General features: G+C 52.1%; 23 protein-coding genes. 11 read left to right on the plus strand and 12 right to left on the minus strand.

Translation table 11 applies throughout. The features are described 5' to 3' along the window. Window positions 1-31: 31 nt before the first annotated feature. The 6 genes from ON072_RS04605 (at window position 32) to ON072_RS04630 (ending at window position 5,142) form a co-directional block, all read left to right on the plus strand. Window positions 32-865: an alpha/beta fold hydrolase gene (locus tag ON072_RS04605; protein ID WP_101058724.1), complete on the plus strand. Its 834-nt coding sequence runs from the start codon at window positions 32-34 to the stop codon at window positions 863-865. 103 nt (window positions 866-968) lie between these two features. Further along, window positions 969-1,580, plus strand: a complete 612-nt coding sequence (gene can, locus ON072_RS04610) for a carbonate dehydratase (RefSeq protein WP_044734561.1) — start codon at window positions 969-971, stop codon at window positions 1,578-1,580. Window positions 1,581-1,817: 237 nt separating this feature from the next. After that, window positions 1,818-3,005: an 8-amino-3,8-dideoxy-alpha-D-manno-octulosonate transaminase KdnA gene (gene kdnA / locus ON072_RS04615; protein ID WP_025890027.1), complete on the plus strand. Its 1,188-nt coding sequence runs from the start codon at window positions 1,818-1,820 to the stop codon at window positions 3,003-3,005. A 20-nt stretch (window positions 3,006-3,025) separates the two neighbouring features. Then, a complete protein-coding gene (kdnB, locus tag ON072_RS04620; protein ID WP_025890026.1) occupies window positions 3,026-4,096 on the plus strand; it encodes a 3-deoxy-alpha-D-manno-octulosonate 8-oxidase KdnB in 1,071 nt (356 codons plus the stop codon). Between the two features lie 68 nt (window positions 4,097-4,164). After that, window positions 4,165-4,902 (plus strand): 8-amino-3,8-dideoxy-manno-octulosonate cytidylyltransferase KdsB, encoded by a 738-nt coding sequence (gene kdsB, locus ON072_RS04625; protein WP_025010251.1) that lies wholly within the window; start codon window positions 4,165-4,167, stop codon window positions 4,900-4,902. 21 nt (window positions 4,903-4,923) lie between these two features. Further along, the gene (locus ON072_RS04630) at window positions 4,924-5,142 is read left to right on the plus strand and encodes a DUF2897 family protein (protein ID WP_028779995.1); all 219 of its coding nucleotides are present in this window, start codon (window positions 4,924-4,926) and stop codon (window positions 5,140-5,142) included. Between the two features lie 67 nt (window positions 5,143-5,209). On the opposite strand, the gene ON072_RS04635 is transcribed toward ON072_RS04630, so the two are convergent. From ON072_RS04635 to zwf, 6 genes are all read right to left on the minus strand, one after another. After that, window positions 5,210-5,626 carry a hypothetical protein gene (locus ON072_RS04635; protein ID WP_223828830.1) on the minus strand — a complete coding sequence of 139 codons (417 nt, stop codon included), beginning with the start codon at window positions 5,624-5,626 and terminating at the stop codon, window positions 5,210-5,212. Between the two features lie 33 nt (window positions 5,627-5,659). Further along, window positions 5,660-5,896, minus strand: coding sequence for a hypothetical protein (locus tag ON072_RS04640; protein WP_141250904.1), 237 nt, complete (start codon window positions 5,894-5,896; stop codon window positions 5,660-5,662). A gap of 228 nt (window positions 5,897-6,124) precedes the next feature. Next, on the minus strand, window positions 6,125-6,766 hold the full coding sequence (locus ON072_RS04645; protein WP_096141904.1) for a bifunctional 4-hydroxy-2-oxoglutarate aldolase/2-dehydro-3-deoxy-phosphogluconate aldolase: 642 nt from the start codon (window positions 6,764-6,766) through the stop codon (window positions 6,125-6,127). A 19-nt stretch (window positions 6,767-6,785) separates the two neighbouring features. Then, window positions 6,786-8,612 carry a phosphogluconate dehydratase gene (edd, locus tag ON072_RS04650; RefSeq protein ID WP_144224277.1) on the minus strand — a complete coding sequence of 609 codons (1,827 nt, stop codon included), beginning with the start codon at window positions 8,610-8,612 and terminating at the stop codon, window positions 6,786-6,788. Between the two features lie 9 nt (window positions 8,613-8,621). Further along, window positions 8,622-9,326: a 6-phosphogluconolactonase gene (gene pgl, locus ON072_RS04655; RefSeq protein WP_044734564.1), complete on the minus strand. Its 705-nt coding sequence runs from the start codon at window positions 9,324-9,326 to the stop codon at window positions 8,622-8,624. Between the two features lie 9 nt (window positions 9,327-9,335). Continuing rightward, window positions 9,336-10,808, minus strand: a complete 1,473-nt coding sequence (gene zwf / locus ON072_RS04660) for a glucose-6-phosphate dehydrogenase (RefSeq protein WP_025010246.1) — start codon at window positions 10,806-10,808, stop codon at window positions 9,336-9,338. A 315-nt stretch (window positions 10,809-11,123) separates the two neighbouring features. Here zwf and ON072_RS04665 point away from each other — a divergent pair, with 315 nt between their 5' ends. Next, a complete protein-coding gene (locus ON072_RS04665) occupies window positions 11,124-11,978 on the plus strand; it encodes a MurR/RpiR family transcriptional regulator (protein ID WP_028781506.1) in 855 nt (284 codons plus the stop codon). Between the two features lie 187 nt (window positions 11,979-12,165). Further along, window positions 12,166-13,605: a pyruvate kinase gene (gene pyk, locus ON072_RS04670; protein ID WP_025889941.1), complete on the plus strand. Its 1,440-nt coding sequence runs from the start codon at window positions 12,166-12,168 to the stop codon at window positions 13,603-13,605. 191 nt (window positions 13,606-13,796) lie between these two features. Here pyk and ON072_RS04675 read toward each other — a convergent pair whose 3' ends face one another. From ON072_RS04675 to smrA, 3 genes are all read right to left on the minus strand, one after another. Further along, complete coding sequence (locus ON072_RS04675; protein WP_274625980.1) at window positions 13,797-16,073, minus strand: acyl-CoA dehydrogenase; 2,277 nt, start codon at window positions 16,071-16,073, stop codon at window positions 13,797-13,799. Between the two features lie 10 nt (window positions 16,074-16,083). Continuing rightward, window positions 16,084-16,731, minus strand: a complete 648-nt coding sequence (locus ON072_RS04680; RefSeq protein ID WP_025010244.1) for a TetR/AcrR family transcriptional regulator — start codon at window positions 16,729-16,731, stop codon at window positions 16,084-16,086. Between the two features lie 111 nt (window positions 16,732-16,842). Next, window positions 16,843-17,433 carry a DNA endonuclease SmrA gene (gene smrA, locus ON072_RS04685; protein ID WP_025010243.1) on the minus strand — a complete coding sequence of 197 codons (591 nt, stop codon included), beginning with the start codon at window positions 17,431-17,433 and terminating at the stop codon, window positions 16,843-16,845. A gap of 115 nt (window positions 17,434-17,548) precedes the next feature. On the opposite strand from smrA, the gene ON072_RS04690 reads away from it, so the two are divergent. The 3 genes from ON072_RS04690 (at window position 17,549) to ON072_RS04700 (ending at window position 19,587) form a co-directional block, all read left to right on the plus strand. Further along, complete coding sequence (locus ON072_RS04690; RefSeq protein ID WP_025010242.1) at window positions 17,549-18,151, plus strand: YybH family protein; 603 nt, start codon at window positions 17,549-17,551, stop codon at window positions 18,149-18,151. 120 nt (window positions 18,152-18,271) lie between these two features. Then, window positions 18,272-18,964, plus strand: coding sequence for a hypothetical protein (locus ON072_RS04695; RefSeq protein ID WP_144224279.1), 693 nt, complete (start codon window positions 18,272-18,274; stop codon window positions 18,962-18,964). A gap of 143 nt (window positions 18,965-19,107) precedes the next feature. Then, a complete protein-coding gene (locus ON072_RS04700; protein WP_025010240.1) occupies window positions 19,108-19,587 on the plus strand; it encodes a YchJ family protein in 480 nt (159 codons plus the stop codon). Window positions 19,588-19,643: 56 nt separating this feature from the next. Here ON072_RS04700 and ON072_RS04705 read toward each other — a convergent pair whose 3' ends face one another. From ON072_RS04705 to ON072_RS04715, 3 genes are all read right to left on the minus strand, one after another. Then, a complete protein-coding gene (locus ON072_RS04705) occupies window positions 19,644-21,818 on the minus strand; it encodes a putative bifunctional diguanylate cyclase/phosphodiesterase (RefSeq protein ID WP_028781500.1) in 2,175 nt (724 codons plus the stop codon). A gap of 194 nt (window positions 21,819-22,012) precedes the next feature. Next, on the minus strand, window positions 22,013-22,303 hold the full coding sequence (locus ON072_RS04710) for a DUF406 family protein (RefSeq protein WP_144224282.1): 291 nt from the start codon (window positions 22,301-22,303) through the stop codon (window positions 22,013-22,015). Window positions 22,304-22,373: 70 nt separating this feature from the next. After that, complete coding sequence (locus ON072_RS04715) at window positions 22,374-22,862, minus strand: VC2046/SO_2500 family protein (protein ID WP_144224284.1); 489 nt, start codon at window positions 22,860-22,862, stop codon at window positions 22,374-22,376. Window positions 22,863-23,042 lie beyond the last annotated feature (180 nt).

A 23,042-nucleotide genomic window follows, 5' to 3' on the forward strand; every position in this document is an offset into this window, starting at 1 on the left:
CCAAACAATAAATCCGGGATACCTTTCAACAATGACTGACTTCAATCAATATCGGCAGCAAATCGAGCTCAGAGGCGAAATCCTCAGCTATTTGGATATAGGCCAGGGCCCTGTGCTACTGCTCGGCCACAGCTACCTTTGGGACGCCACCATGTGGCAACAGCAACTGCCTGTACTGGCGAAACACTACCGCTGCATAGTGCCGGATCTCTGGGGCCATGGACAGTCAGGCGCGATTCCCGCGCATACCGAGAGCCTGGCGGATATCGCCACCGATATGTTGACCTTGATGGATAAACTCAGCGTCGATGAATTCACTGTCATCGGCTTGTCGGTCGGCGCCATGTGGGGGGCCGAGCTGGTTCTGAAGGCGCCTTCAAGAGTCAAGGCGTTGGTGATGATGGGCAGCTTCCTCGGCTTTGAGCCCGAAGTTACCCGCAACAAATATATGGCCATGTTGGATGGCATCAGCCAATTGGGGCAAATTCCTGCGCCCATGGCCGAGCAGATAGCACCTATGTTTTTTGCCGTAACCACAGCAAGTCTACGGCCGCAACTGCTGAGTGATTTCGCCAGCGCCCTGCAAAGTATTTCACCAGAGCGTATCCCTGATACCGTCGCCATGGGCAAACTGATTTTCAATCGCCGTGACGCCATGGAAGATGCCGATAACTTGACCCTGCCCTGTTTAATCATGTCAGGAGTAGAAGACACGGCGCGCACTGTACTGGAATCCTTTCTGATGGTCGATGCCATAGACGGCGCCGAGATGGTGCAGATACCGGCGGCTGGCCATATTTCTGTGTTGGAACAGGGCGATTTTATCAACCAAGCCCTGCTGACGTTTCTTGAAAAGCATCACTGAAATCCGGCCGCGATGGATAGACCAGCGCGGCTTTATTTTCTGATACACTGCCGGAAATAAACCGGACACTGTGGTGTTCCCATAAGCTATTTTGTGAGCCTGAATGAAAATACTGAAACCGCTTTTTGAAAACAACCGCCGCTGGGCAGCCAGAATAAGCACAGAAAACCCACAGTTTTTCGAGCAACTGGCCAAACAGCAAAACCCCGAATATCTCTGGATAGGTTGTTCCGACAGCCGGGTACCCTCCAACCAGATCATAGATCTGATGCCAGGAGAAGTATTTGTACATCGCAATATCGCCAACATGGTGATCCACACAGATCTCAACTGTTTGTCTGTTCTGCAATATGCGGTCGATGTCCTCAAGGTGAAACATATCATGGTGGTGGGCCACTACGGCTGCGGCGGCGTCAGGGCCGCCATGGGTACCGACAGACTCGGGCTTATCGACAACTGGCTGGGGCATCTCAGGGATATCTACCGCCTGCACCATCAGGAGCTTGAACACCTCAATGACAAGCAGAAGTTTGACCGCCTCTGTGAGCTCAATGTGATTGAGCAGGTCGCCAATGTCACCAGCAGCAACATAGTCCAGGAAGCCTGGGCCAAGGGACAAAATCTGTCGATACACGGCTGGATATATGGAATAGACAATGGGCTTTTGACCGATCTTGACGTCACAGTGGATGGCGGACATCAAAGGGTGGAATGATCCAAACAGACAAGGGGCGCAGCAGCGCCCCTTGCTTTATCGGTGAAATTTTACGCAGTTGGATTTTTTCCGAAAGAAAGCATCGCAGTATGTTGGCCACCCCGTTATAATTCTGCAGTTAACACGGGTGCTCAGTCATCCGGTCACCCGGCGCATTTCGCGTGACAGCCTTATGGCATAAGGCCTTTTCTGGCGTGACCCTCCCAGAGCACAACACTATCTAAGGAGACACCTTCCATGCCCGGTTTTGAATTGTTTGGTCCTGAAGAAAAACAGGAAGTAGCAGACGTCATGGAGAACGGATTCACCTTCCGTTACAACTTTGATGCCATGCGTAATGATCGCTGGAAAACCCGCGATATGGAGCAGCTCTTATGTGACAAGATGAATGTCAAGCATGCTCACCTGCTCTCCAGCGGTACTGCCGCCCTGCAAACCGCGCTGGCCGCCGCCGGTATCGGCGCCGGGGATGAAGTGATTGTTCCTCCTTTCACCTTTGTCGCTTCTGTTGAGGCAGTATTCATGGCCGGCGCCATTCCGGTATTTGCCGAAATCGATGAGACTCTGTGTCTGTCACCAGAAGGAATTGAAGCCGCTATAACCCCTCGCACCAAGGCAGTAAACCTGGTACACATGTGCGGTTCCATGGCCAAGATGGACGAAATCAAAGCCATCTGTGAAAAACACAATCTGGTACTGCTGGAAGATGCCTGTCAGGCTATCGGCGGCAGCTACAAAGGTCAGGCACTGGGTACCATAGGTGCTGTAGGTTGTTTCTCTTTCGACTCGGTTAAAACCATCACCTGTGGTGAAGGTGGCGCTGTGATCACCAATGATGAAACCATCTACAACCACGCCCACATGTTCTCTGACCACGGCCATGATCATATAGGTAATGACCGCGGCGCCGAGTCTCACCCTATCATGGGTCTCAACTTCCGTATCAGCGAGATGAACGCCGCCCTGGGTCTGGCTCAGCTGCGCAAACTGGACACCATAGTGGAGATCCAGCGTCGCAACAAAAAGCTTATCAAAGACGCCATGGCCGATATTGAAGAAGTTACTTTCCGCGAAATTCCGGATCCTGAAGGCGACAGCGCCGGTTTCCTCAGCTTTATGCTGCCAACCGAGCAGCGCACTCAGGAAGTCAGCAAGGCGCTCTCCGCCAACGGTGTAGACGGTTGCTTCTACTGGTATGTCAACAACTGGCACTACCTGAAGAACTGGCATCACATTCAGCAGCTCAAGAGCCCTGCTGCCCTGCCGATCACATTAATCGAAGATCGTCCGGATTATACTAAGGTTTCTGTGCCCAAATCTGACGCTATCATGAGCCGGACCATTTCCATGCTAATCAAGCTGTCCTGGACTGAAGAACAGATTGCCGAGCGCATTGCCAACATCAAGAAAGCATTTGCCCAATAACCTAAAGGGAGCTGGTTGCTATGAGTTTCAAGAATTTTAAAGTCGTCCCCAAAATGATCTTTGGTCGCGGTTCTTTTGTCCAACTGGATGAAGTGCTGGCCGCCGAGCGCAAAGAAGCCAACGATTTCGTGGTTTTCGTAGTGGATGACGTTCACAAGGGCAAACCACTGGAAGGCCGTTTGCCTTTGAAAGAGCAAGATTTCTTGCTGTGGGTCAATGTCGATGATGAGCCAACCACAGAGCAGGTTGACAGCCTTACTGAACAGGTTCAGGCATTCAACAGCAAACTGCCTGTGAGCGTAGTCGGTCTTGGCGGCGGCGCCACCATGGATCTGGCCAAAGCCGTATCTTTGATGCTGACCAACCCAGGCGGTTCTGCCAAGTATCAAGGCTGGGATCTGATCAAGAACCCTGCGATTCACCATATCGGTATCCCTACCATTTCCGGTACAGGTGCCGAAGCTTCACGTACTGCGGTGCTGTGCGGCCCTGAGCGTAAACTGGGTCTGAACTCTGACTACACAGTATTCGATCAGATCATCATGGACTCCGAGCTGATTGCCGGCGTACCCACAGACCAATGGTTCTACACAGGTATGGACTGCTATATCCACTGTGTTGAGTCTCTGCAAGGTACCTTCCTGAACGAGTTCTCACGCGCCTACGCCGAGAAGTCCATGGATATGTGCCGTGAAGTCTTCCTGGGCGATCACCCTGAGAAAGACGACAAGCTGATGATGGCCTCTTTCATGGGCGGTATGAGTATCGCCTATAGCCAGGTAGGTGCCTGTCATGCGGTTTCTTACGGTCTGTCTTATATCCTGGGTTATCACCACGGTATTGGTAACTGTATCGCCTTCGACGTACTGGAAGAATTCTACCCTGAAGGGGTTGAAGAGTTTCGCGCCATGATGAAGAAGCACAACATCCAGTTGCCTAAAAACATCTGTAAAGATCTGCCGGACGAAACCATTGCCGCCATGGTTAAAGTCACCAAGAGCATGGGTCCTTTGTGGGCCAACGTCTATGGTGACAGCTGGCAGGAAAAAGTCACCGATGAGATGCTGACCAAGCTGTTCCGTCGTATCTAAGCCGGTAAATGACTGCTATGATTAGGGCTCTTTATGAGCCCTTTCTTCTTGAATACTAGGAAAATTGAATGAAAGTCACCCTGTTGATCCCTGCACGCTATGGTTCCAGCCGCTTTCCCGGCAAACCTCTGGCACCGATTAACGGTAAACCTATGATCCAGCACGTTTATGAGCGCGCCGGACTGGCCAAAGGGTTGGATAACATCTATGTGGCAACCGATGATGTACGCATCAAGGACGCCGTAGAGGCCTTTGGCGGGAATGTTGTGATGACCGGCGCCGAAGCGGCCTCCGGCACCGACAGGATTAACGATGCCATTACCCAATTGGGGTTGGCGGATGACGATCTGGTGATCAACCTGCAAGGGGATCAACCCCTGATCGATCCCATCTCCATAGAGCAGATCATCAGTCTGTTCCAGCGTCATCCCGGTGAGTTTGAAATGGCCACCCTCGGCTATCAGATCACCGAAGAGGAAGAGCTGGACGATCCCAAGCATGTGAAGATGGTGTTCGACAACGAATTCTATGCGCTTTATTTCTCCCGCGCTCGGATACCATTCGGCCGTGATGTCAGCGACTACCCTGTCTATAAGCATCTTGGGGTTTATGCCTACACCCGTCGTTTTGTCGAGACCTTTGCCAAATTGCCTTTGGGCAGACTGGAAGATCTGGAAAAACTGGAGCAACTGCGAGCCCTGGAATATGGTCACAAGATCAAGGTCGCCATCAGCGCATTTGACTCGCCAGAGGTAGATACACCTGAAGATATCCGCCGCTGTGAACAGCGTCTGGCCGTAGACTGAAGCAGGTAGCAAGAGATGGAAATGTCATCTTTGGAAGTCTGGTTGATCATCATTTTGGTGATAGGCGTTATCGCCAGCAACCTGGCGGTGCTCAAGTACAGTGCCAAGTTCAAAATGCCGCAATTTGGCCAGCACAGTAAAGACAAGCAGATAAAACGTAAGGGTGAAACCGCTGACAACACGGATAAAACCCCGAGCTCCCAGACTGATGGAAAACATCAGGACAAAAACAAAGACTGACACAAAAAAGGCGCCATTGGCGCCTTTTCCATCTCTACTTGAAGCTAGACTTGAACAGGGCTTAGGCTCAATAAAACTGCACATCGGAAACCCTGGTCAACCGGACACCATCAACCACCATCTGCCAGTCGCTTCCGACCCTGTGTGGCGGCTCTGACACTTCAAAACGACTGGAGATAAAACCGATCCCCACTTCAAAGTCGTTACCATCAAATTTCTGGATACCACCACTGATCGAGGTGCGGCTGTTGCCATCATAACGCTGATACTCCACAGAGCCATCGTGCTGAATAAGCAGATACATGTCAGCACTCTGCCACTCTCCGGCATACTCGGCCTTGTCCAGCGGCAAGGGCTGGCCGCAACCACCAAGGAGCCAGGCAAAAGCCAAAACCAGCATATATCTGAGACCGGAACATAGCCCGCTCAGTTTGCTGGCTTTAGATGAGTAAATAGATGAAGGAATTACCGCTGAGTCGTACATGACAAAACTCCTTTTAATCAGATCCTGAAACGATTAGTGACGAAAGCCGCTGGCGAAAAAGGTGTTTCCACAGGCAGGGCAAGACATTTTAATGGGTAACGGCTGAAATCCAAGTAAAACCATGATGCAGAGTCCAACTGGTACTGCTAACCAGTTGCCGGCAAAATGAGAAATGATCTTGGCTTCAGTGATATGGTCGGTTTGGGGCTGAAACGAACATGCCTGACAATGACAGGCGTTGTAATGCTTGATGATGCGCTCAAGTCTCACAAAGGCTCCTCCCTGAGTCATACGGCTTATTTATCGGCAGTCGTTGCAGCAGCAACAGAACTGACCAATAAAAACCAATAGCCTACCCTTTTCAAATCAAGCTACCCTAAAGCCAATAACAGTGCAAGCCAGCCTAAAGGACTAAAATTGTTGATTTTGTTGCCAATAAAAACACCGGAGCAAAGAAAAGGCTACCTCGGGTAGCCTTATTCATTCACTGCCAGATGCTTACAACGCCGCGATGGCTTCCTGGCATAGCCTGGTGATCCTGGCCCAGTCGCCCTGCTCCATCGCTTCCACCGGGGCAATCCAGCTGCCACCGATACAATCGACATTCCCCAGCGCCAGGTAGTCTTTATAGCTGCTCGGGGTGATCCCGCCGGTTGGGCAGAAACGGACATCGGCCAGTGGACCACTGAAAGCCTTGAGCGCATTGACCCCGCCAGAAGCCTCTGCCGGGAAGAACTTGAAGTGGGTATAGCCCAGACCCAACCCCACCATGACTTCGGAGATACTGGCCACCCCCGGAATAAGCGGGATCTTACCGGCTTTACCCGCCTTGAGCAGTTCTACAGTTGCCCCCGGGGTGATGGCAAACTGAGCGCCGGCCTCTGCCGCCTGCGCCAATTGCGCTTCATTCAGTATGGTGCCGGCACCGACCAAGGCTTCCGGTACCTCGGCAGCTATCCGCCCTATGGCCTCGAGGGCACAATCGGTACGCAGCGTCACTTCCAGTACCCGAATGCCGCCGGCAACCAGGGCCTTGGCCAGGGGCACCGCATGTTCAATCTTGTTGATAACCATTACCGGAATGATCGGGCTCAGTTTAAATATGTCCTGAGGTTGCAAGGACCAGTTATTCTCAAGCATGTACTTTATTCCTTAATGATTAGTAATAGTCATCTATGGCACTGGTACTGCGAGCACCGGTTTCAGGGCTGCTGAGATTGGCGCGCAGCGCACTGAACAGCTCACGGCCCATGCCGTAACGCACACTTCTCAATTCCACTTTATCGGCACTTCTTGCGGCCAGTTGCTGCTCATCGACCAGCAGACTGAGTTCGCCCTTTTCGGCATCGACCCGCACCAAATCACCGCTGTGCACCTTGGCTATCATACCGCCATCGAGCGCTTCCGGCGTCAGGTGAATGGCCGCCGGCACCTTGCCTGAGGCTCCTGACATACGGCCATCGGTCACCAGGGCAACTTTAAAGCCCCTGTCCTGCAAAGTCCCGAGAATAGGCGTCAGCTTATGCAGCTCAGGCATGCCGTTGGCCTTGGGGCCTTGCCCCTTGACCACCACCACGCAGTCCTTATCCAGTTGACCACTGGTAAAGAGCTCATTGAGTTGGTTCTGATCGTCGATAACCACAGCAGGTGCTTCCACCACTCTGTGTTGCTCCTGCACCGCAGAAACCTTGATAACCGCCCGGCCCAGATTGCCCTTGAGCAGCTTAAGACCGCCGTTGCTCTGAAACGGCTCGACCACTGAAGTCAGCACTTCGCTGTCCAGACTTTCGGTCGGGCCATCCACCCAGCTGAGCTCGCCATTGAGCAACTTGGGCTCCTTGGTGTAACGCTCAAGACCAAAGCCGGCCACTGTGTTGACGTCTTGATGCAGTAAACCGGCATCCAGCAACTGCCGCACCAGATAAGCCATCCCACCGGCAGCATGAAAATGGTTGATGTCGGCATGGCCGTTGGGATAAACCCTGGCCAGCAGCGGCACTACATCCGACAGTTCGGAGAAATCGTCCCAGTTGACTATGATGCCGGCCGCACGGGCCGCCGCCACTATGTGCATGGTGAGATTGGTCGAACCGCCGGTGGCCAGCAGAGCCACTATGCCGTTGACTATCGACTTTTCACAAACCAGCTCGCCTATGGGGCTATATTGGCTGCCAAGTTCGGTCAGACGGCACACCTGTTTGGCGGCCGCTTTATTGAGCGCCTCACGCAAAGGGTCGTCCGGATTAACAAATGAGGAGCCGGGTAACTGCAGCCCCATGACTTCCAGCATCAACTGGTTGCTGTTGGCCGTACCGTAGAAGGTACAGGTTCCTGCGCTGTGATAGGACTTGGACTCGGCTTCGAGCAAGGCGGCTCTATCGACCTTGCCTTCAGCAAACTGTTGGCGAATACGGGCTTTTTCCTTGTTGGGGATCCCGGACTTCATCGGTCCCGCCGGCACAAACAGCATGGGCAGATGACCAAAGCTCAGGGCGCCTATCAGTAGCCCAGGGACTATCTTGTCACAAATACCCAGCAGCAAGGCACCATCAAACATATTGTGGGACAGGCCAACAGCGGTAGCCATGGCAATCACTTCACGGCTCAGCAGGCTGAGCTCCATTCCGGGTTGGCCCTGGGTAACACCGTCACACATGGCCGGTACACCGCCTGCCACCTGAGCAACACTGCCCACTTCATTGCAGGCCTGTTTCAGCAATTCAGGATAGTGTTCATAGGGTTGGTGCGCCGAAAGCATGTCATTGAATGCTGTTACTATGCCTATGTTGGCCTTGGTCAGCTGGCGCAGGCTGTCTTTATCGGCCGGCTGACAAGCGGCAAACCCATGGGCCAGATTGCCGCAGCTCAAGCTGCTGCGGTGCACGCCCTTGGCTCTGGCTTCGGCCAATGCCGCCAGGTACTTACCCCTGTGCTCTTGGCTGCGGGCAATAATCCTGTCTGTTACGGCTTGAACTCTTGGGTGCATCTTGCCTCCTTAAGCGCTCCAGAACACATCGACCGGGGTCTTGCGCTGCGCCAACACGGCGCGGATCGGCATTTCCCTGGGATCGTCACTCTCGAGAGCTTGGTGATATACGGAAAGTTTGGTTTCGCCGACCAGATGCAGATAGATCTGGCGGCTGCCGAGCACGGCTTTACGGCTCAGGCTGATCCTGGCGTGAGGCGCATTGCCCGGATGCACGGCGCACAGCAGTGCATCGGTTTCCAGCGCCTCGGTCAGTTGCGCTTCGGGGGCGCAGGGAAACCAGGAGCAGGTATGACCATCATTGCCCATTCCCAGCACTACCACATCGAAAGGCCGCGGGAAGTTGGCCAACTGCTCTGTGGCCATACTCAAACCCGCTTCCGGGCTGGCAAACATATTCTTCAGGCCACGAAACTTGGCGCTGGCGGCGCGATTTTGCAGTAGATGCTCGCGCACCAGGCGCTCGTTGGAGTCCTTGTCTTCGGCATCCACCCAGCGCTCGTCGGCGAGCGTAATGTAAACATCACTCCAGTCGATCATCTTGTGGCTGAGCTCGGCAAACAGTTTCAGCGGCGTCGAACCACCGGAAACCACCAGGCTGGCCTTGCCGCGGCTATCTATCGCGTTTTGCAGCGCGCCGGCAATACGCTCGGCCAACTGGGCTTCCAGCGCAGTTGGGTTATCGAACGATTTGAATACGGTTTCTTTAATCATGCTATCTCCTTATTCATCCCAGGAGCGGCCGTCTTTGGTGATCAAGGCCACTGAGGCCACAGGCCCCCAGGTACCGGCAGGATAAGGCTTGGGCTTTTCGTTGCTCATCTCCCAGGATTGAATAATGCCATCTACCCAGGTCCAGGCCTGCTCCACTTCGTCGCGGCGCACAAACAATGCCTGATTACCCAGCATGGCTTCGAGCAACAAACGTTCATAAGCATCGGCGATACGTTCGTTCTTGAAGGTGTCTGAGAAGCTCAAATCCAGCTTGGTGGTTTGCAATCGCTGTTTTTGCTCAAGCCCGGGCACCTTGTTCATCATCTGGATCTCTACCCCTTCATGTGGTTGCAGACGAATGGTCAGCTTATTGGGCGGCAGATTACGATGGCTTGAACGATACAGGTTATGGGGTGGATTCTTGAAATAGATGACAATTTCAGAACTCTTGAACGGCATACGTTTACCGCTGCGCAGATAGAAAGGCACCCCGGCCCAGCGCCAGTTGTCGATATCGACACGCAAGGCGACAAAGGTCTCTGTGTTGGAATCCACGTTGGCGCCCTCTTCCTCCAGATAACCGGGAACCGGCGATCCTTTGAGGAACCCGGCCGAATACTGGCCGCGCACAGTGTTTTCAAATACATTGTCCTGATTGATGGGACGCAGCGACTTGAGCACCTTCACCTTCTCATCACGAATGCTATCGGCATCCAGGTTCACAGGTGGGTCCATGGCAATCAAGGTCAGCACCTGCAACAGGTGGTTCTGGATCATGTCTCGCATCTGGCCGGCTTTGTCGAAATAGCCCCAGCGCCCTTCAATGCCCACCTCTTCGGCCACTGTGATCTGTACATGATCTATGGTGCGGTTATCCCACTTGGAGGCAAACAGTGAATTGGCAAAACGCAAAGCAATCAGGTTCTGTACTGTTTCTTTACCCAGATAATGGTCGATACGATAGACCTGACTCTCACTGAAGTAGGCAGAAACCTGATCGTTAATCACTCTGGATGACTGCAGATCTGAGCCTATGGGCTTTTCCAGCACCACCCGGGTATCGGGATGGATCAGTTGTTGTTCATGCAGGCAACGGCAGATATCACCGAAGATGGCTGGAGGCGTAGCAAAATAGTTGACCATCACCCGCTTTGCAGGCTCGAGCAATTGGTGGAAGGCTTTGTATCCTTCAGATTCGGTAAAATTGGTGCCGACATAATGGCAACGTTCGAGGAAGCGGGAAAGCGTGGTGTCGCACAGGGGTTCTTTAACAAAGGTGCTCAGGGCTGTTTTAACCAGTTCGCGAAAATCTTCGGCAGAGAATTCGTCTTTGGCAACACCTATGACCTTAGTGTCCCGATTGAGCAGGCCGGCCTTATCCAGCTGGTAGAGCGAAGGCAACAATTTGCGCCTTGCCAAGTCGCCCTTGGTACCAAAGAGTACAAAATCACAAGCTTTGGCCTCTGATGTTGTTTTGCCCATTGCTTAATGCTCTCCTTTTGTCGGTGGTGGTTCCGCTATGCGATGAAGAATTCCACACTTTTGTTGTAATATAACAACAGTATTTATTAAATGCATCTATAATTTGCAAATAAAGCCATGAGGCCAGTCTAGGCAGGTTTGGCAATAATCTGGTATGCTTTTCTTGCTTAAAACCTTCTTATCTCGGAAGTTAGCCTGTTTTCATTCCGGTATATACAGGACTTACGTCAAGATTGGTTTGCACCCTACTTTGTAGTGCTCATGCCTCAAAGAAATAATAAAATTACATAATTTCAACCCAGCGGACGTACGCGTATGAATACCCTAGAAAAGGTTCAAAAAAACCTCCCCCATTTCAGCAAGTCAGAACGCAAAGTAGCCGAAGTTATCCTGGCATCTCCCCAGACAGCTATTCACTCAAGCATAGCAACTCTGGCCAAGATGGCGGATGTCAGCGAGCCTACAGTCAACCGCTTCTGTCGTCGTTTGGATACCAAAGGTTTCCCGGATTTTAAATTACATCTGGCCCAAAGTCTCGCGAATGGTACCCCTTACGTCAGTCGTCACGTTGAGGAAGATGATACACCCGAGTCTTACACCACCAAGATCTTCGAATCTTCCATGGCTTCTCTGGATACAGCACGCCAGAGCATAGATACCACGGCCATCAACAAGGCGGTAGACATACTGACTCAAGCGAAAAAGATCTCTTTCTTCGGTCTTGGCGCCTCAGCCTCAGTAGCACACGATGCCCAGAACAAGTTCTTCCGCTTTAATGTACCGGTTTTATGTTTCGATGATGTGTTGATGCAACGCATGAGCTGTATCAATAGTGATGAAGGCGATGTAGTGGTGCTGATTTCCCACACAGGCCGCACCAAGTCTTTGATCGATATAGCAAGATTGGCCAGAGAAAACGGCGCTGCCGTGATTGGTATAACAGCGCGCCACTCGCCGCTGTCGCAGGAATGTACCCTGCCGGTTACCATGGAGGTGCCGGAGGACACTGATATGTACCTGCCTATGGCGTCACGTTTGGCTCAGTTGGTGATTATTGATGTGCTGGCGACCGGATTTACGCTACGCCGGGGTCCACGCTTCAGGGAAAGTCTCAAGCGGGTCAAAGAGGTATTGAAAGAATCCCGCATCGATAAGAGCGAGCCGCTGTAATCCCCTTTCCCGTAAGCTCCAGGGCAGTTACCAAAATTGGCAACTGCCCATGCCCCGCCTAAAATTAGCCGTAACTCACAAAAATAAAACTTTGAGTTAGATCATTTTGTCTGTAAGTTTCCTACATATTGAGCCGATGTCTGTTAATATAGCGTAAGATTTTTTTAAAACTTAAACGGAGTATATTATGTTCCGCAGAACCAAGATCGTTACCACGCTGGGCCCAGCCACAGATCGTGATGATAACCTGCGTCGTATCATAGCAGCAGGTGCCAACGTTGTTCGCCTCAACTTCTCCCACGGTTCCCCCGAAGATCACCTCAAACGCGCCAGCCAGGCCCGCAGTATTGCGAAAGAGCTTGGTGTACACGTTGCCATCCTCGGCGATCTCCAGGGTCCGAAAATCCGTGTTTCCACCTTCAAGGACAATAAGAAAGTCCAACTCAAGCTCGGCCAGCCATTCATTCTGGATGCCGAATTGGGTAAAGGCGAAGGTGATGAAACTCAGGTGGGTATCGATTACAAGGAACTGCCGGACGATGTGGTTGTCGGTGATATCCTGATGCTGGACGATGGCCGGGTACAACTGAAAGTCGAAAAGGTAGAAGGCCGTAAGGTACATACCAGCGTGACAGTTGCCGGTCCCCTGTCCAACAACAAGGGGATCAACAAGAAAGGCGGTGGTCTATCTGCCGCGGCGCTGACAGATAAAGACAAGCAGGACATTGTCACTGCGGCACAAATTCAGGTCGACTACCTGGCGGTATCCTTCCCACGCAGCGGCGCCGATCTTAACTATGCCCGCGAACTGGCGCAAAAGGCCGGCAGCAATGCCCTGATAGTATCCAAGGTAGAGCGCGCCGAAGCCGTGGCTTCCGATGAAGCGATGGACGATGTGATCCTCGCCTCCGATGCCGTCATGGTTGCCCGCGGTGACCTGGGGGTAGAAATCGGCGATCCGGCTCTGGTTGCCGTGCAGAAGAAACTGATCAGCCGCTCGCGTCAGCTCAACAAGGTGGTGATCACCGCGACCCAGATGATGGAGTCTATGATCAGCAGTCCTATGCCTACCCGCGCAGAAGTCATGGACGTGGCCAACGCCGTACTCGATGGTACAGACGCAGTGATGCTCTCTGCCGAGACCGCTGCCGGGGATTATCCGGAAGAAACGGTTCAGGCCATGGCCAGGGTTTGTCTCGGCGCCGAAGCACATCCCAGTGTGCGGGTATCCAAGCACCGTCTGGATGAAAGCTTCAGCTCCATAGAAGAAACCATAGCGCTGTCTACCATGTATGCCGCCAACCATATGCAAGGTGTGAAGGCGATTATCGCCCTGACCGAATCCGGTGCAACGCCCAAGTTGATGTCACGGATAAGCTCGGCGCTGCCTATCTTCGCCCTCGCCCGTCATCAGCCCACTTTGGCCAAGATGGCGCTCTATCGTGGTGTCTATCCGGTCGAGTTTGACTCCACCGTTTATGCCGCCGATGAGCTGGCGAAAAAGGCCCTTGAAAGCCTCAAGGCCAAGGGGTATCTGGAGAGTGGTGACATGGTGCTCATGACCAAGGGTGATGCCATGGAAACCGTAGGTGGCACCAATACCTGCAAGGTGTTGATCGTAGCCTAATGGCTTGCCAATAGCGCTAAGCTGATAACAAAACAGAAAAGGTACGCCTCGGCGTACCTTTTTTATTTCTACTGCTTTTGTTCTGTTTCAGGCTTGGTGATTTTGTTTACATCAGAGCTAAGTTTACATCAGAGCTAAGCCCGCCTGGGACAGGCTTACCAAACTGAAATTCACATACCAATCAATCTCAATTACAGAGTTTCAAAATCATCGACATTGATTGCCGCCAACCGCAGCTTATCGGCCTCAAGCAACTGCTCATACTCGGCTTTACTGATAACCTCAGCGTCCAACGCCGCCTGATACAGAGATAAAGGCGCCAGTTTGGCAGGCAAACGGCAATCTTTTTGTGCCTTTCTCAGTTTGCCGTGCAGTTCACGGCACTGATATTGAGCCTTGAATGCCGCTTCCACCTCGGCAATACCACTGGTGTCGCCGTCAAACTCAGGACAGAGGAAGGTCAGCCTGTCACGGGCCGGACCCGGTTTAAGCATGCTCTTGACCAGCTCAATGGACTGACTGTCTTTCGGGCCGTTGAAGTGGTTCCCCAGTGGGAATACCAGCACACGCATGACCCAGGCAACCGGACGATTGGGGAAGTTGGCTATCGCCTGCTCAAGCGCCTTGGCAGCCAGTTGCAATCGGGTATCCATCACATGTTTGACTATCGGCAGATCGTCAAACTGGCGGCCATTGTCTTCAAACAGTTTCAATGTGGCCGAGCCCAGATACAGCTGACTGAGCACATCACCGAGTCTGGCCGAAATCATCTCCTTGCGCTTGAGATCGCCGCCCAAGATAAGCATCGACAAGTCAGTCACCAGCGCCAGCGCCTTGGACAGACGGGCCATCTGCTTGTAATAGTCGCGAGTATCGCCACTCACGGGTGAACGCTCAAAATAGCTACGGCTGAGAGCATTGCCCAATGAGCCGAAGGCATTACGCAGCGCATAACCTATGTGGCCCATCAGCAAGGAGTCGAAACGCTCCAGCGCTTCACTGTTGTCTTCCATGCCGGCAGCTTCCATCTCGGCCAGCACATAAGGATGACAGCGGGTCGCGCCCTGACCGAAGATCATCAAACTACGGGTCAGGATGTTGGCCCCTTCCACTGTGATGGAGATAGGGTTGGCCATATAGCCATGAGCCAGATAGTTTTTTGGCCCCATCTGAATACCCTTGCCGGACTGAATATCCATGGCATCGTTCATCACCTGACGGCCAAGCTCTGTCATGTGATATTTGGCAATCGCGGTCACCACAGACGGTTTAACCTTGAGATCTATGCCTGTGGTTGTCAGACGACGGGCCGCTTCCAGCTGATAGGTGTTGGCGATGATCCTTGCCAGCGCTTCCTGAACCCCTTCAAACTGACCTATGGCCATGCCAAACTGTTTACGCACGTAGCTGTAGGCGGTTGTCGTCTTGGTCGCCATATGCCCTGACGCCGTCGCCAGCGCCGGCAGTGAAATGCCACGTCCGGCAGAGAGACACTCCACCAGCATACGCCAGCCGCGGCCGGCGTATTGCGGGCCACCTATGATCCAATCCAGCGGAATAAATACCTCTTCCCCTTGAGTGGTACCATTCATAAAGGCCATATTGAGCGGATTGTGACGGCGACCAATTTTCACGCCGGGATGATCGGTTGGGATCAGGGCGCAGGTGATCCCCAAGTTAACCTTGTCCCCCAACAGCCCGTCTGGGTCACGCATCTGAAATGCCAGCCCCAGCACAGTGGCCACAGGTGCCAGCGTGATGTAACGCTTGTTCCAGCTCAGCTTCAGCCCCAGAGTTTCCTCGCCCTGGAACTCACCGCGGCAGACTAGCCCTTCATCGGGAATGGCACCGGCATCTGAGCCGGCTTCGGGGCCGGTCAGGGCGAAACAAGGGATCTCTTCCCCTTTGGCCAAGGCCGGCAACCAATGCTCTTTCTGCTCCTTGGTACCATAGTGAGTCAACAGCTCACCCGGGCCGAGTGAGTTGGGTACCATCACAGTCACGGCGGCGCTGACACTGCGGCTCGCCAACTTACTGACTATGGTGGAGTTGGCATAGGCAGAAAACTCACGGCCACCGTATTTTTTGGGGATGATCAGCGCAAAGAAGCCTTCTTTCTTGAAGTACTCCCACAGCTCAGGCGGTAAGTCCTTGCGGTTGTTGACTATGTCATAGTCATCAATCATCTTTAGCGCCGTCATCACCTGATGGTCGATAAAGTCTTTCTCTTCAGCGCTCAGTGCCGGCTTGCCATAGGCGTGCAGGCTTTCCCAGTTGGGTTTACCACGAAACAGCTCGGCTTCCCACCAGACATCACCGGCCTCCATCGCTTCACGCTCTGTATCAGAAAGCGGCGGTAACACCTTACGAAAGAAGGCCAATACCGGCCGTGTCACGAACTGCAGGCGTATATTGCGCACGAAGAACAGCGCTATCAGGGCAACAATTATTAGAAGGATAATACTCATAACCAGACCTTTATTCTGCTTGAGAAACCAGCGGCACAGCCACACCGGCGGCCATGTAGGGGATCACCTTGCGGATGACCGCCTCTATATCATTATGTTCACCAAAGTCGGCTTCGGCTATCTCATTGAGCGCATCGGCCGAGGCCATGGTGAAAACTATGGTTCCCAGGGTAAAGTGCAAGCGCCAGAACATCTCTGCCGGCGGAATGTGAGGTGCACTGCCGGACACAGCCTGAACAAACTGATCCAGATGCTCACCATAGTGGGTGGTAATAAACCAGCGCAAGTGCCCCTGGCTTTCGATGTAACCGCGACCGAGCAGTTGCAGGAAGATACTGGTTCCTTCGTTGCGGACTTTGTTGAGTTCAAGCAGCGGTCCCACCAGGGAGGAAAAAATGGCATCCAAAGAAGCTTGTTTATCCCGGCCGATAAGCTCATTGATGGCGTTGGACGCCGACGGCATAAACACGTCCAGGTAACGTGCCAAAACCGCGCGGATGAGCTCTTTTTTGGAACCAAAATGGTAGTTTACAGATGCAAGATTCACTTCTGCTTTGCTGGTGATAAGCCTGAGGGAGGTTTCTGAAAACCCCCGCTCGGCAAACAGCTTCTCCGCGGCATCGAGAATTCTTGTCTTGGTATCAGATCGACTTGCCATTCCGTGACCTTAGTTAATTTAAAACACTCGTTTAAATTAAACATTGGTTACACTTATGTCAAACTAAATCTCGGCCTCTTGCAAGGCCTGTAAACCGCCGTTAAAGACAGCTCAGCGAAAGCCTGCTCCTTTGTGGTTGGTCTCGCGGGATTCAAGCCGTTTGGCTTCTGATTTAGGCAACATCACATAGAGGGCCCCATAGCCGCCATGTTCGCGCTGAGCGCTGTGAAACGCTTGCACTTCATCCATCTGCGACAACCAGAAGTTGACACAGGACTTGATAAGCCCAGGAAACGGCTTACGATTCTGCCCTTTGCCATGGATCACCAGCACGCAGCGGTGGCCCAAAGCCACCTGAGCTTGAATGAAACCGAGCAGATAATCTCTGGCTTGGCGCACCGACATGGCATGAATATCCAGCTCGGCGGCTATCTTGTATTTGCCGAGACGTAAATTCTTGAATACCGCCTCCTGGATACCCTGCTGCTTGTAGCTGAGCATATCATCGGGTTTCACTCTGGGGATCAGCGCTAAATCCAAGGTCAGGCGCTGCAGGTACTCATGGGCCTCGGCGGCGGCTTTGCGTGCCTGTTTTGACTCGCTGGAAAGAGGTTTCGCTCTGGTCTGGGCCTGGGTTTGTTGCTTGAGCGGCACCACATCGGCCATTTCTTGCATAAAAAGTGTCAGATCATCTGCTTTCATGATGCGACTCCTCCAACTTATGACGAGGTTTACACACTTTGTAAAGAAATCAATCTTCTGTTACCAAGGGGCTTCTATTATAGTGAGGTCAGATGAGCCTGCTTAGATGATTTTAATGAAATTCCTGACCCTATTGTTCTTTTGCCTGATTTCTGTGCTTCAGCCCCTCAAGGCCGCCGAATTGCAGGATAAAGACCAAGCAGCCCTTAATCGTGTCTATGTCATGTTCAACCGGGCATTTAATGAACTCGACTCAGCTCCCTTGGAGGATATATACGCCGAGGATGCCACTTATATTCCTGAACAGCAAAGCCTTGCCATAGTTCAGGGGCGTGAAAACGTACTCAAACTGTATCAAAAGTTCTTTGACCGAATTCGCCATAAACAAGCCAGGATAGATGTGGATTTTAGGGTTGTTCAGCGTCAGGCACACGGAAAGAGCGCCACTGACATAGGCTATTATCTGGTGCGTTTTCACCCGCCAAAAGATACTGAAGAACCCATGAGCGAGTTTGCCGGTAAAATCGTTATCGTCAGCCATAAAGATAAAAAAGGTAACTGGTTAGTGGATGTTGATACCAGCAACCGCGCCGAGCCTGAGCATTATTTCAACGCCAAACCCCAACCTAACCTGTATTATGGCGAGCAGTTTGCCCCCGTGCCCCCTGCCAGCGATCTCCCACCCAGTGTTGAAATTGAAATCGTTCATGCCAAGTAGTTGACAGTACTTGAGAGTGTGCCCTACGGATATAAGAGCGCTATCGTTTTTGCTGCAATTACAATGACGGATTACCTTGTTCACTTCTCTTGCTGAAGTTCACGACAAATAAAAGGAATTATGAGTCAGATGACGCTCAAAGCCTTATTGAACGATTGCAAATGGTTCGATCGCACCTTTACCGGCAAATACGCTAACCTGGATTTGGTGAGCGAAATCACTTTGCCCATCTCTTTGAGCTTTTTTACTTTGCCCTGGAGAAAAGAGCTGCCGCTGCTTTTGAGCCTAGTTCCCGTTATTGTGCTGGCCACTCTGCTGGCACCTTTTATGGGAAAGGTTCAGTTGCTGTTGCTCCCTGCCTGTAGCGTCATCTGGTTTTTGATATATATCCAGGTACGCAAAGGCCGGATACTGACTCAGTTAGGCGTGAAAAGCAGTGCCAAAGACGAGCGGCAGATAAGGATAAACCAAACCCGTATTCTCCTGCCTCAATATCTCACGGGAGCAACGACCGCTGTCGCCAAAGAGGATATTGCGAGTCTGGTGTTCCACTGGGTGGGCTATCATGACAATCATCAGCTTGAGCGCAAACGAGCTCACGCCGTGACAGTTAAGCTGAAAAACGGCCGGGAGTACCGGCTCTCTGGTACGGCCTATCCCTTACGAAGCCTGCTTTATCTGGCCATTTTCTTTGACTACCCGCTGCAGCTGATAGAAGCTTTACCTGCCAAAGGACGCCTTATCCAATTTGCCATAGGGCTTGCGTTCAGTGTTTTGATGCTCAATCTGGTAATGATTTTCATCATCCACTAACCAAAGCTTCCAAGGCCTAGCAATATAGCCGCTTTTCAATGCAAGGCTGCCGTCAAAGCGCTATTATGAGCGAAACTCAAGCCGGGATGCCGGCGCCTTTTTACCATTCACGATTGAAACAGAGATTGAAACAGAAAATCCCGATGCCAACCAATACCCTTTGCCCTTGCCACTCCAAGCTCCCCTACTGCGAATGCTGTCAGCCGCTGCACACTAAGCAGCACACAGCTGCTACTCCAGAGCAGTTGATGCGCTCCCGCTATGCCGCCTTTGTCAAACAGGAGTTTGACTATCTTATCGATACCCATCACCAGGACTATCGTCAGGGACTCACGACGCAAATCCTAGCCCAAATGCCAAAGACCCAGTGGCTGGGACTGCAGATTGTCGAGCGGGAACCTTTGACTCCGGGGCAAACCCAGGCCAGAGTCACTTTCAAGGCCTGGTATTTGGCCGATGGCCAGTTGGACGCTATTTTTGAAGAATCGAAATTTATACTTGAGGCCGGCAACTGGTTTTACACCGAGGGCAAGCAGTTCGCCGTCAGCTATCCCAAACGCAATGAACCCTGCATTTGCAACAGCGGTCACAAGTTCAAACACTGCTGTCTGAAACGGATTTAGCTAGGAGTTATTTAAGTTCGGCCCCAAGTTGGCCAGAGTGAGCTTGGGATAGCTAATCAGTGCAACAACAGCGGTTGACTCTGCTGCAAGAAAGCGCTGAATTCAGCTTCTCTGAGTGCCGGGCTGTACAGGAACCCTTGGGCCTGATGACACATGCAGGATGTGAGAAAACGTTCCTGCTCGGCGGTTTCAACTCCTTCTGCTGTCAGAGAGATATTCAGCGCCTTGGCCATGGCGATAATCGCACTGACGATTTCGCGACTCTCACGGCTAATATTGAGATCTGAGATAAAAGACCTGTCTATCTTGAGCTTGCTGATGGGAAACTGTTTCAAATAGCGCATTGAACTGTAACCCGTACCGAAATCATCAATGGCAAGCCCTACCCCCAAATCTGCCAACTCCTGGCATAGATTGGTGGCATAGCGTATATCTTCCATCAACTCGGTTTCGGTGATCTCCAGAATAAGCGTACCTGGCTTCAAGCGGTAACGATTGAGCAGTTGCCACACCTGCTCATAGAGATTGCTGCCGAAAAACTGCCGCGCCGACACGTTCACATGCATGGCGATATTAATATTGTGGTGCTGCCACAAATTAAGCTGGCGACAGGCGGCCTCCAACACCCAGGTACCTATGGCATTGATAAGCCCAGACTGTTCGGCAATATCGATAAAGGCGCCGGGATACAGTACTCCCCGCTTGGGATGGTGCCAGCGGATCAGTGCTTCGGCACCTATGTAACTACAGCTTTGCAAATCTTTAAGCGGCTGATAATAAAGTTCAAACTGTCTGCCCCGAATGGCGGCGTGCAGATCTCTTTCTATCTGGGCGTCATCCTTGAACGCCTTGAGCAACGCGCTGTTGAAAAACTGGATTGCCGTACCCTGCTTCTTCTTGGCGTATTGCAGCGCAATATCGGCACAAGTCAGCGGCGCTACCAATTCGGCGACTTCGGCAATGTCCACCGCCGCCAGTGCCGGCTTGGGATCCACTTGCTCACGGCCGATATTGATGGGATTGCACAATTGTTGATAGAGGCGATGACAGCAAACATCGATATCAAGCTCGTTGTTATCATCGAGCAGGAGGGCAAACTCATCACTGCCTACCCTGGCAATATTGCAGCCGGGATAAAGAGAGGCAAAATGTTTCAAACGGCGGGCCACTTCAATCAGCAAGGCATCACCCTGTTCATGCCCATAGGTATCATTGAAGCGTTTAAAACCAATCAAATCGATCAACAGCAACTGCCCGCTATAGGTTCTATCGAGTAAACGATTGAAATGGGTGCGGTTGTATAGTCCGGTCAGGCTGCAACGCCAGGCCAAGCGCTCAAGTTCGGCCTGATAATTATGCTGCTCGGTACAATCTTCGCTGGAGACCAAGACATAATGGTTACCGCGCTGAGTGATAAATTGACTGGCATGATATCTGAGCCAGTATTCCTGGCCCTGCTCACGATTGAGCATCACTTCACCGGTCGCCACTTCACCGCGCAGCACTTTGGCCAGGGTCATTTCAGCCTGTTTGGGTTGCTGATGAAAAAAGGCCAATTGCTTCAGGCTGGCACCAAGCATTTTTTCTTTCGGGATACCGGTGATCTGTTCATGGGCGCTGTTGATGTATTCAATCGCTTCTGTGTGCAGATTGATTAGCATGGTGACCTGGGCCGACTGCTCCGCGGCCGACTGAAACAGCGTCAGTAGTTCATCTTTACGGTAGGCATCATAGGTCGCCAGAGTCAGCGCCAGTTGATCAGCGACTTGCGATGCCAGATGGATCTCCAAATCGCTCCAGAGTTCGCCGGCAATGGTTCGCTCCAGGCTCAATACGCCTTCAATGTGGCCATTGATCCTGATAGCGATATCCAGGGCACTGGCAATACCGTTGGCGTTAAAGTAGACCTCGGCAAGCTCGCTCATCCGCCAATCCGCTAGCGCGTCATTGGCGTCAATGTGGCGTCTTTGTTTGAGTTGATCTATATAGGCGGGTATTTGACTGAGGTGTTGCGGTCTGGGCGTCTGAATAGGTCGCCCTGAGCCAAAGCGGGCAACTTCAAACTGCACATGTTGATCCCTGGACCAGGACCAGACACTGGCGTGTTGCACATCAAGGTACTGACACAAGAGCTCAGTAGCCAGTTCAGCTGTCTTGGCGAAATCGCCCTGCTGCTTGGCAACCGAGTTGGTCAACAACTCCAGCAATCGCTGATACCTACGTCGCTTCACACATGTCCTCAGGTTCCCTTTCGGGCTTAAAGAAACCCGCGCCGAATGCGCGGGCCTGTTATCACTTCTCTGCGCGAGATTACACTTTTACATAATATCCAGCAAGATAACTCATACTTTCTTACATTTACCCTGCCATGGCCGGCCTCACAAGCTTTCGGATCAGGCCACCTTTGACCATTTACTTAAGTCACTTATGCCAAGCCGTTTTCCAACTGAAAAATCATTTTCTCGGCACTACAGGAAAAAGTCAGCGCCAGGGTAACAGCCTGCTCATCGTTGCAGAGCTCAGCCTTGACATCGGCGAAGCGGCCTTTGGCCAATTGCTTTAGCGCCTCGGCATCGGCCACTGCCGACTCACCTTGAAAAGTCAACGAAAGCAAGGTGTCTCCTTCTTCGACCACTGTCCCTATATCCACATAGCTGCCACACTCGGCACAAGTGTCCTGCACATTGGCGGCCTGAGCCTGTTCAATACTCTTCATCTATATGTCTCCGATGCTGATAGGCATTCACCATTCTACGACATAGACAAGACCCAGACTGAGGCAAGACTCACGCAGTTTGATAAAGACCGGCCAACCTGCGCTGCTCGGAGAGTTGGTCAACAAACTCCATCAATGCCACCTTGGGTTGGTTCAAGACACCTTCCATGCGCAGCCTTGTGTGCCAATCGCAGTTATCCAGCGCCTCCTGCATTCCGCTATCTCTCTTTCCTCTGATAACCAAAGGTTCGGGCATCAAGGCCTGGGCCAGCTGAAAGCTGCGCTCACCCTCACTGATAAAATGATAACTGTTGTCTACCGGGGAAGGTTCTTGACTCAAGTCCCCAACCAAAGGTTGAGGCGCAGGCAGATCAAATTGCTGCCGCAGGACAGCGTCCTTTTCAACATCGTCATGCAGGTGAAACTGGGGCCAATCGCGCACATCCTGAGACAGCAACGCCAAAAGCAGGGCAAACTCCCCCCGGCGATGGGACTCAACAGCCAGATTAAGCCGTTCGCCCAATTGCAGTTCATTGATTAAGGAAACATCAGTGCGCATAAAAAAACATCAACAAAACAACTCGTTGTTAGTTAATCGACCAAATGACCACGAACTTTAGCCCTTTTTTTAAAATCGGGCTTTACATGAAAAAGGTTTCTGACTACTATGGCGGCCGCAATTGAGGAGGGGTTCCCGAGTGGCCAAAGGGATCAGACTGTAAATCTGACGGCTCCGCCT

It is taken from the genome of Shewanella sp. K8 (assembly GCF_028823715.1).
In the GTDB taxonomy this organism is placed as follows: domain Bacteria; phylum Pseudomonadota; class Gammaproteobacteria; order Enterobacterales; family Shewanellaceae; genus Shewanella; species Shewanella algae.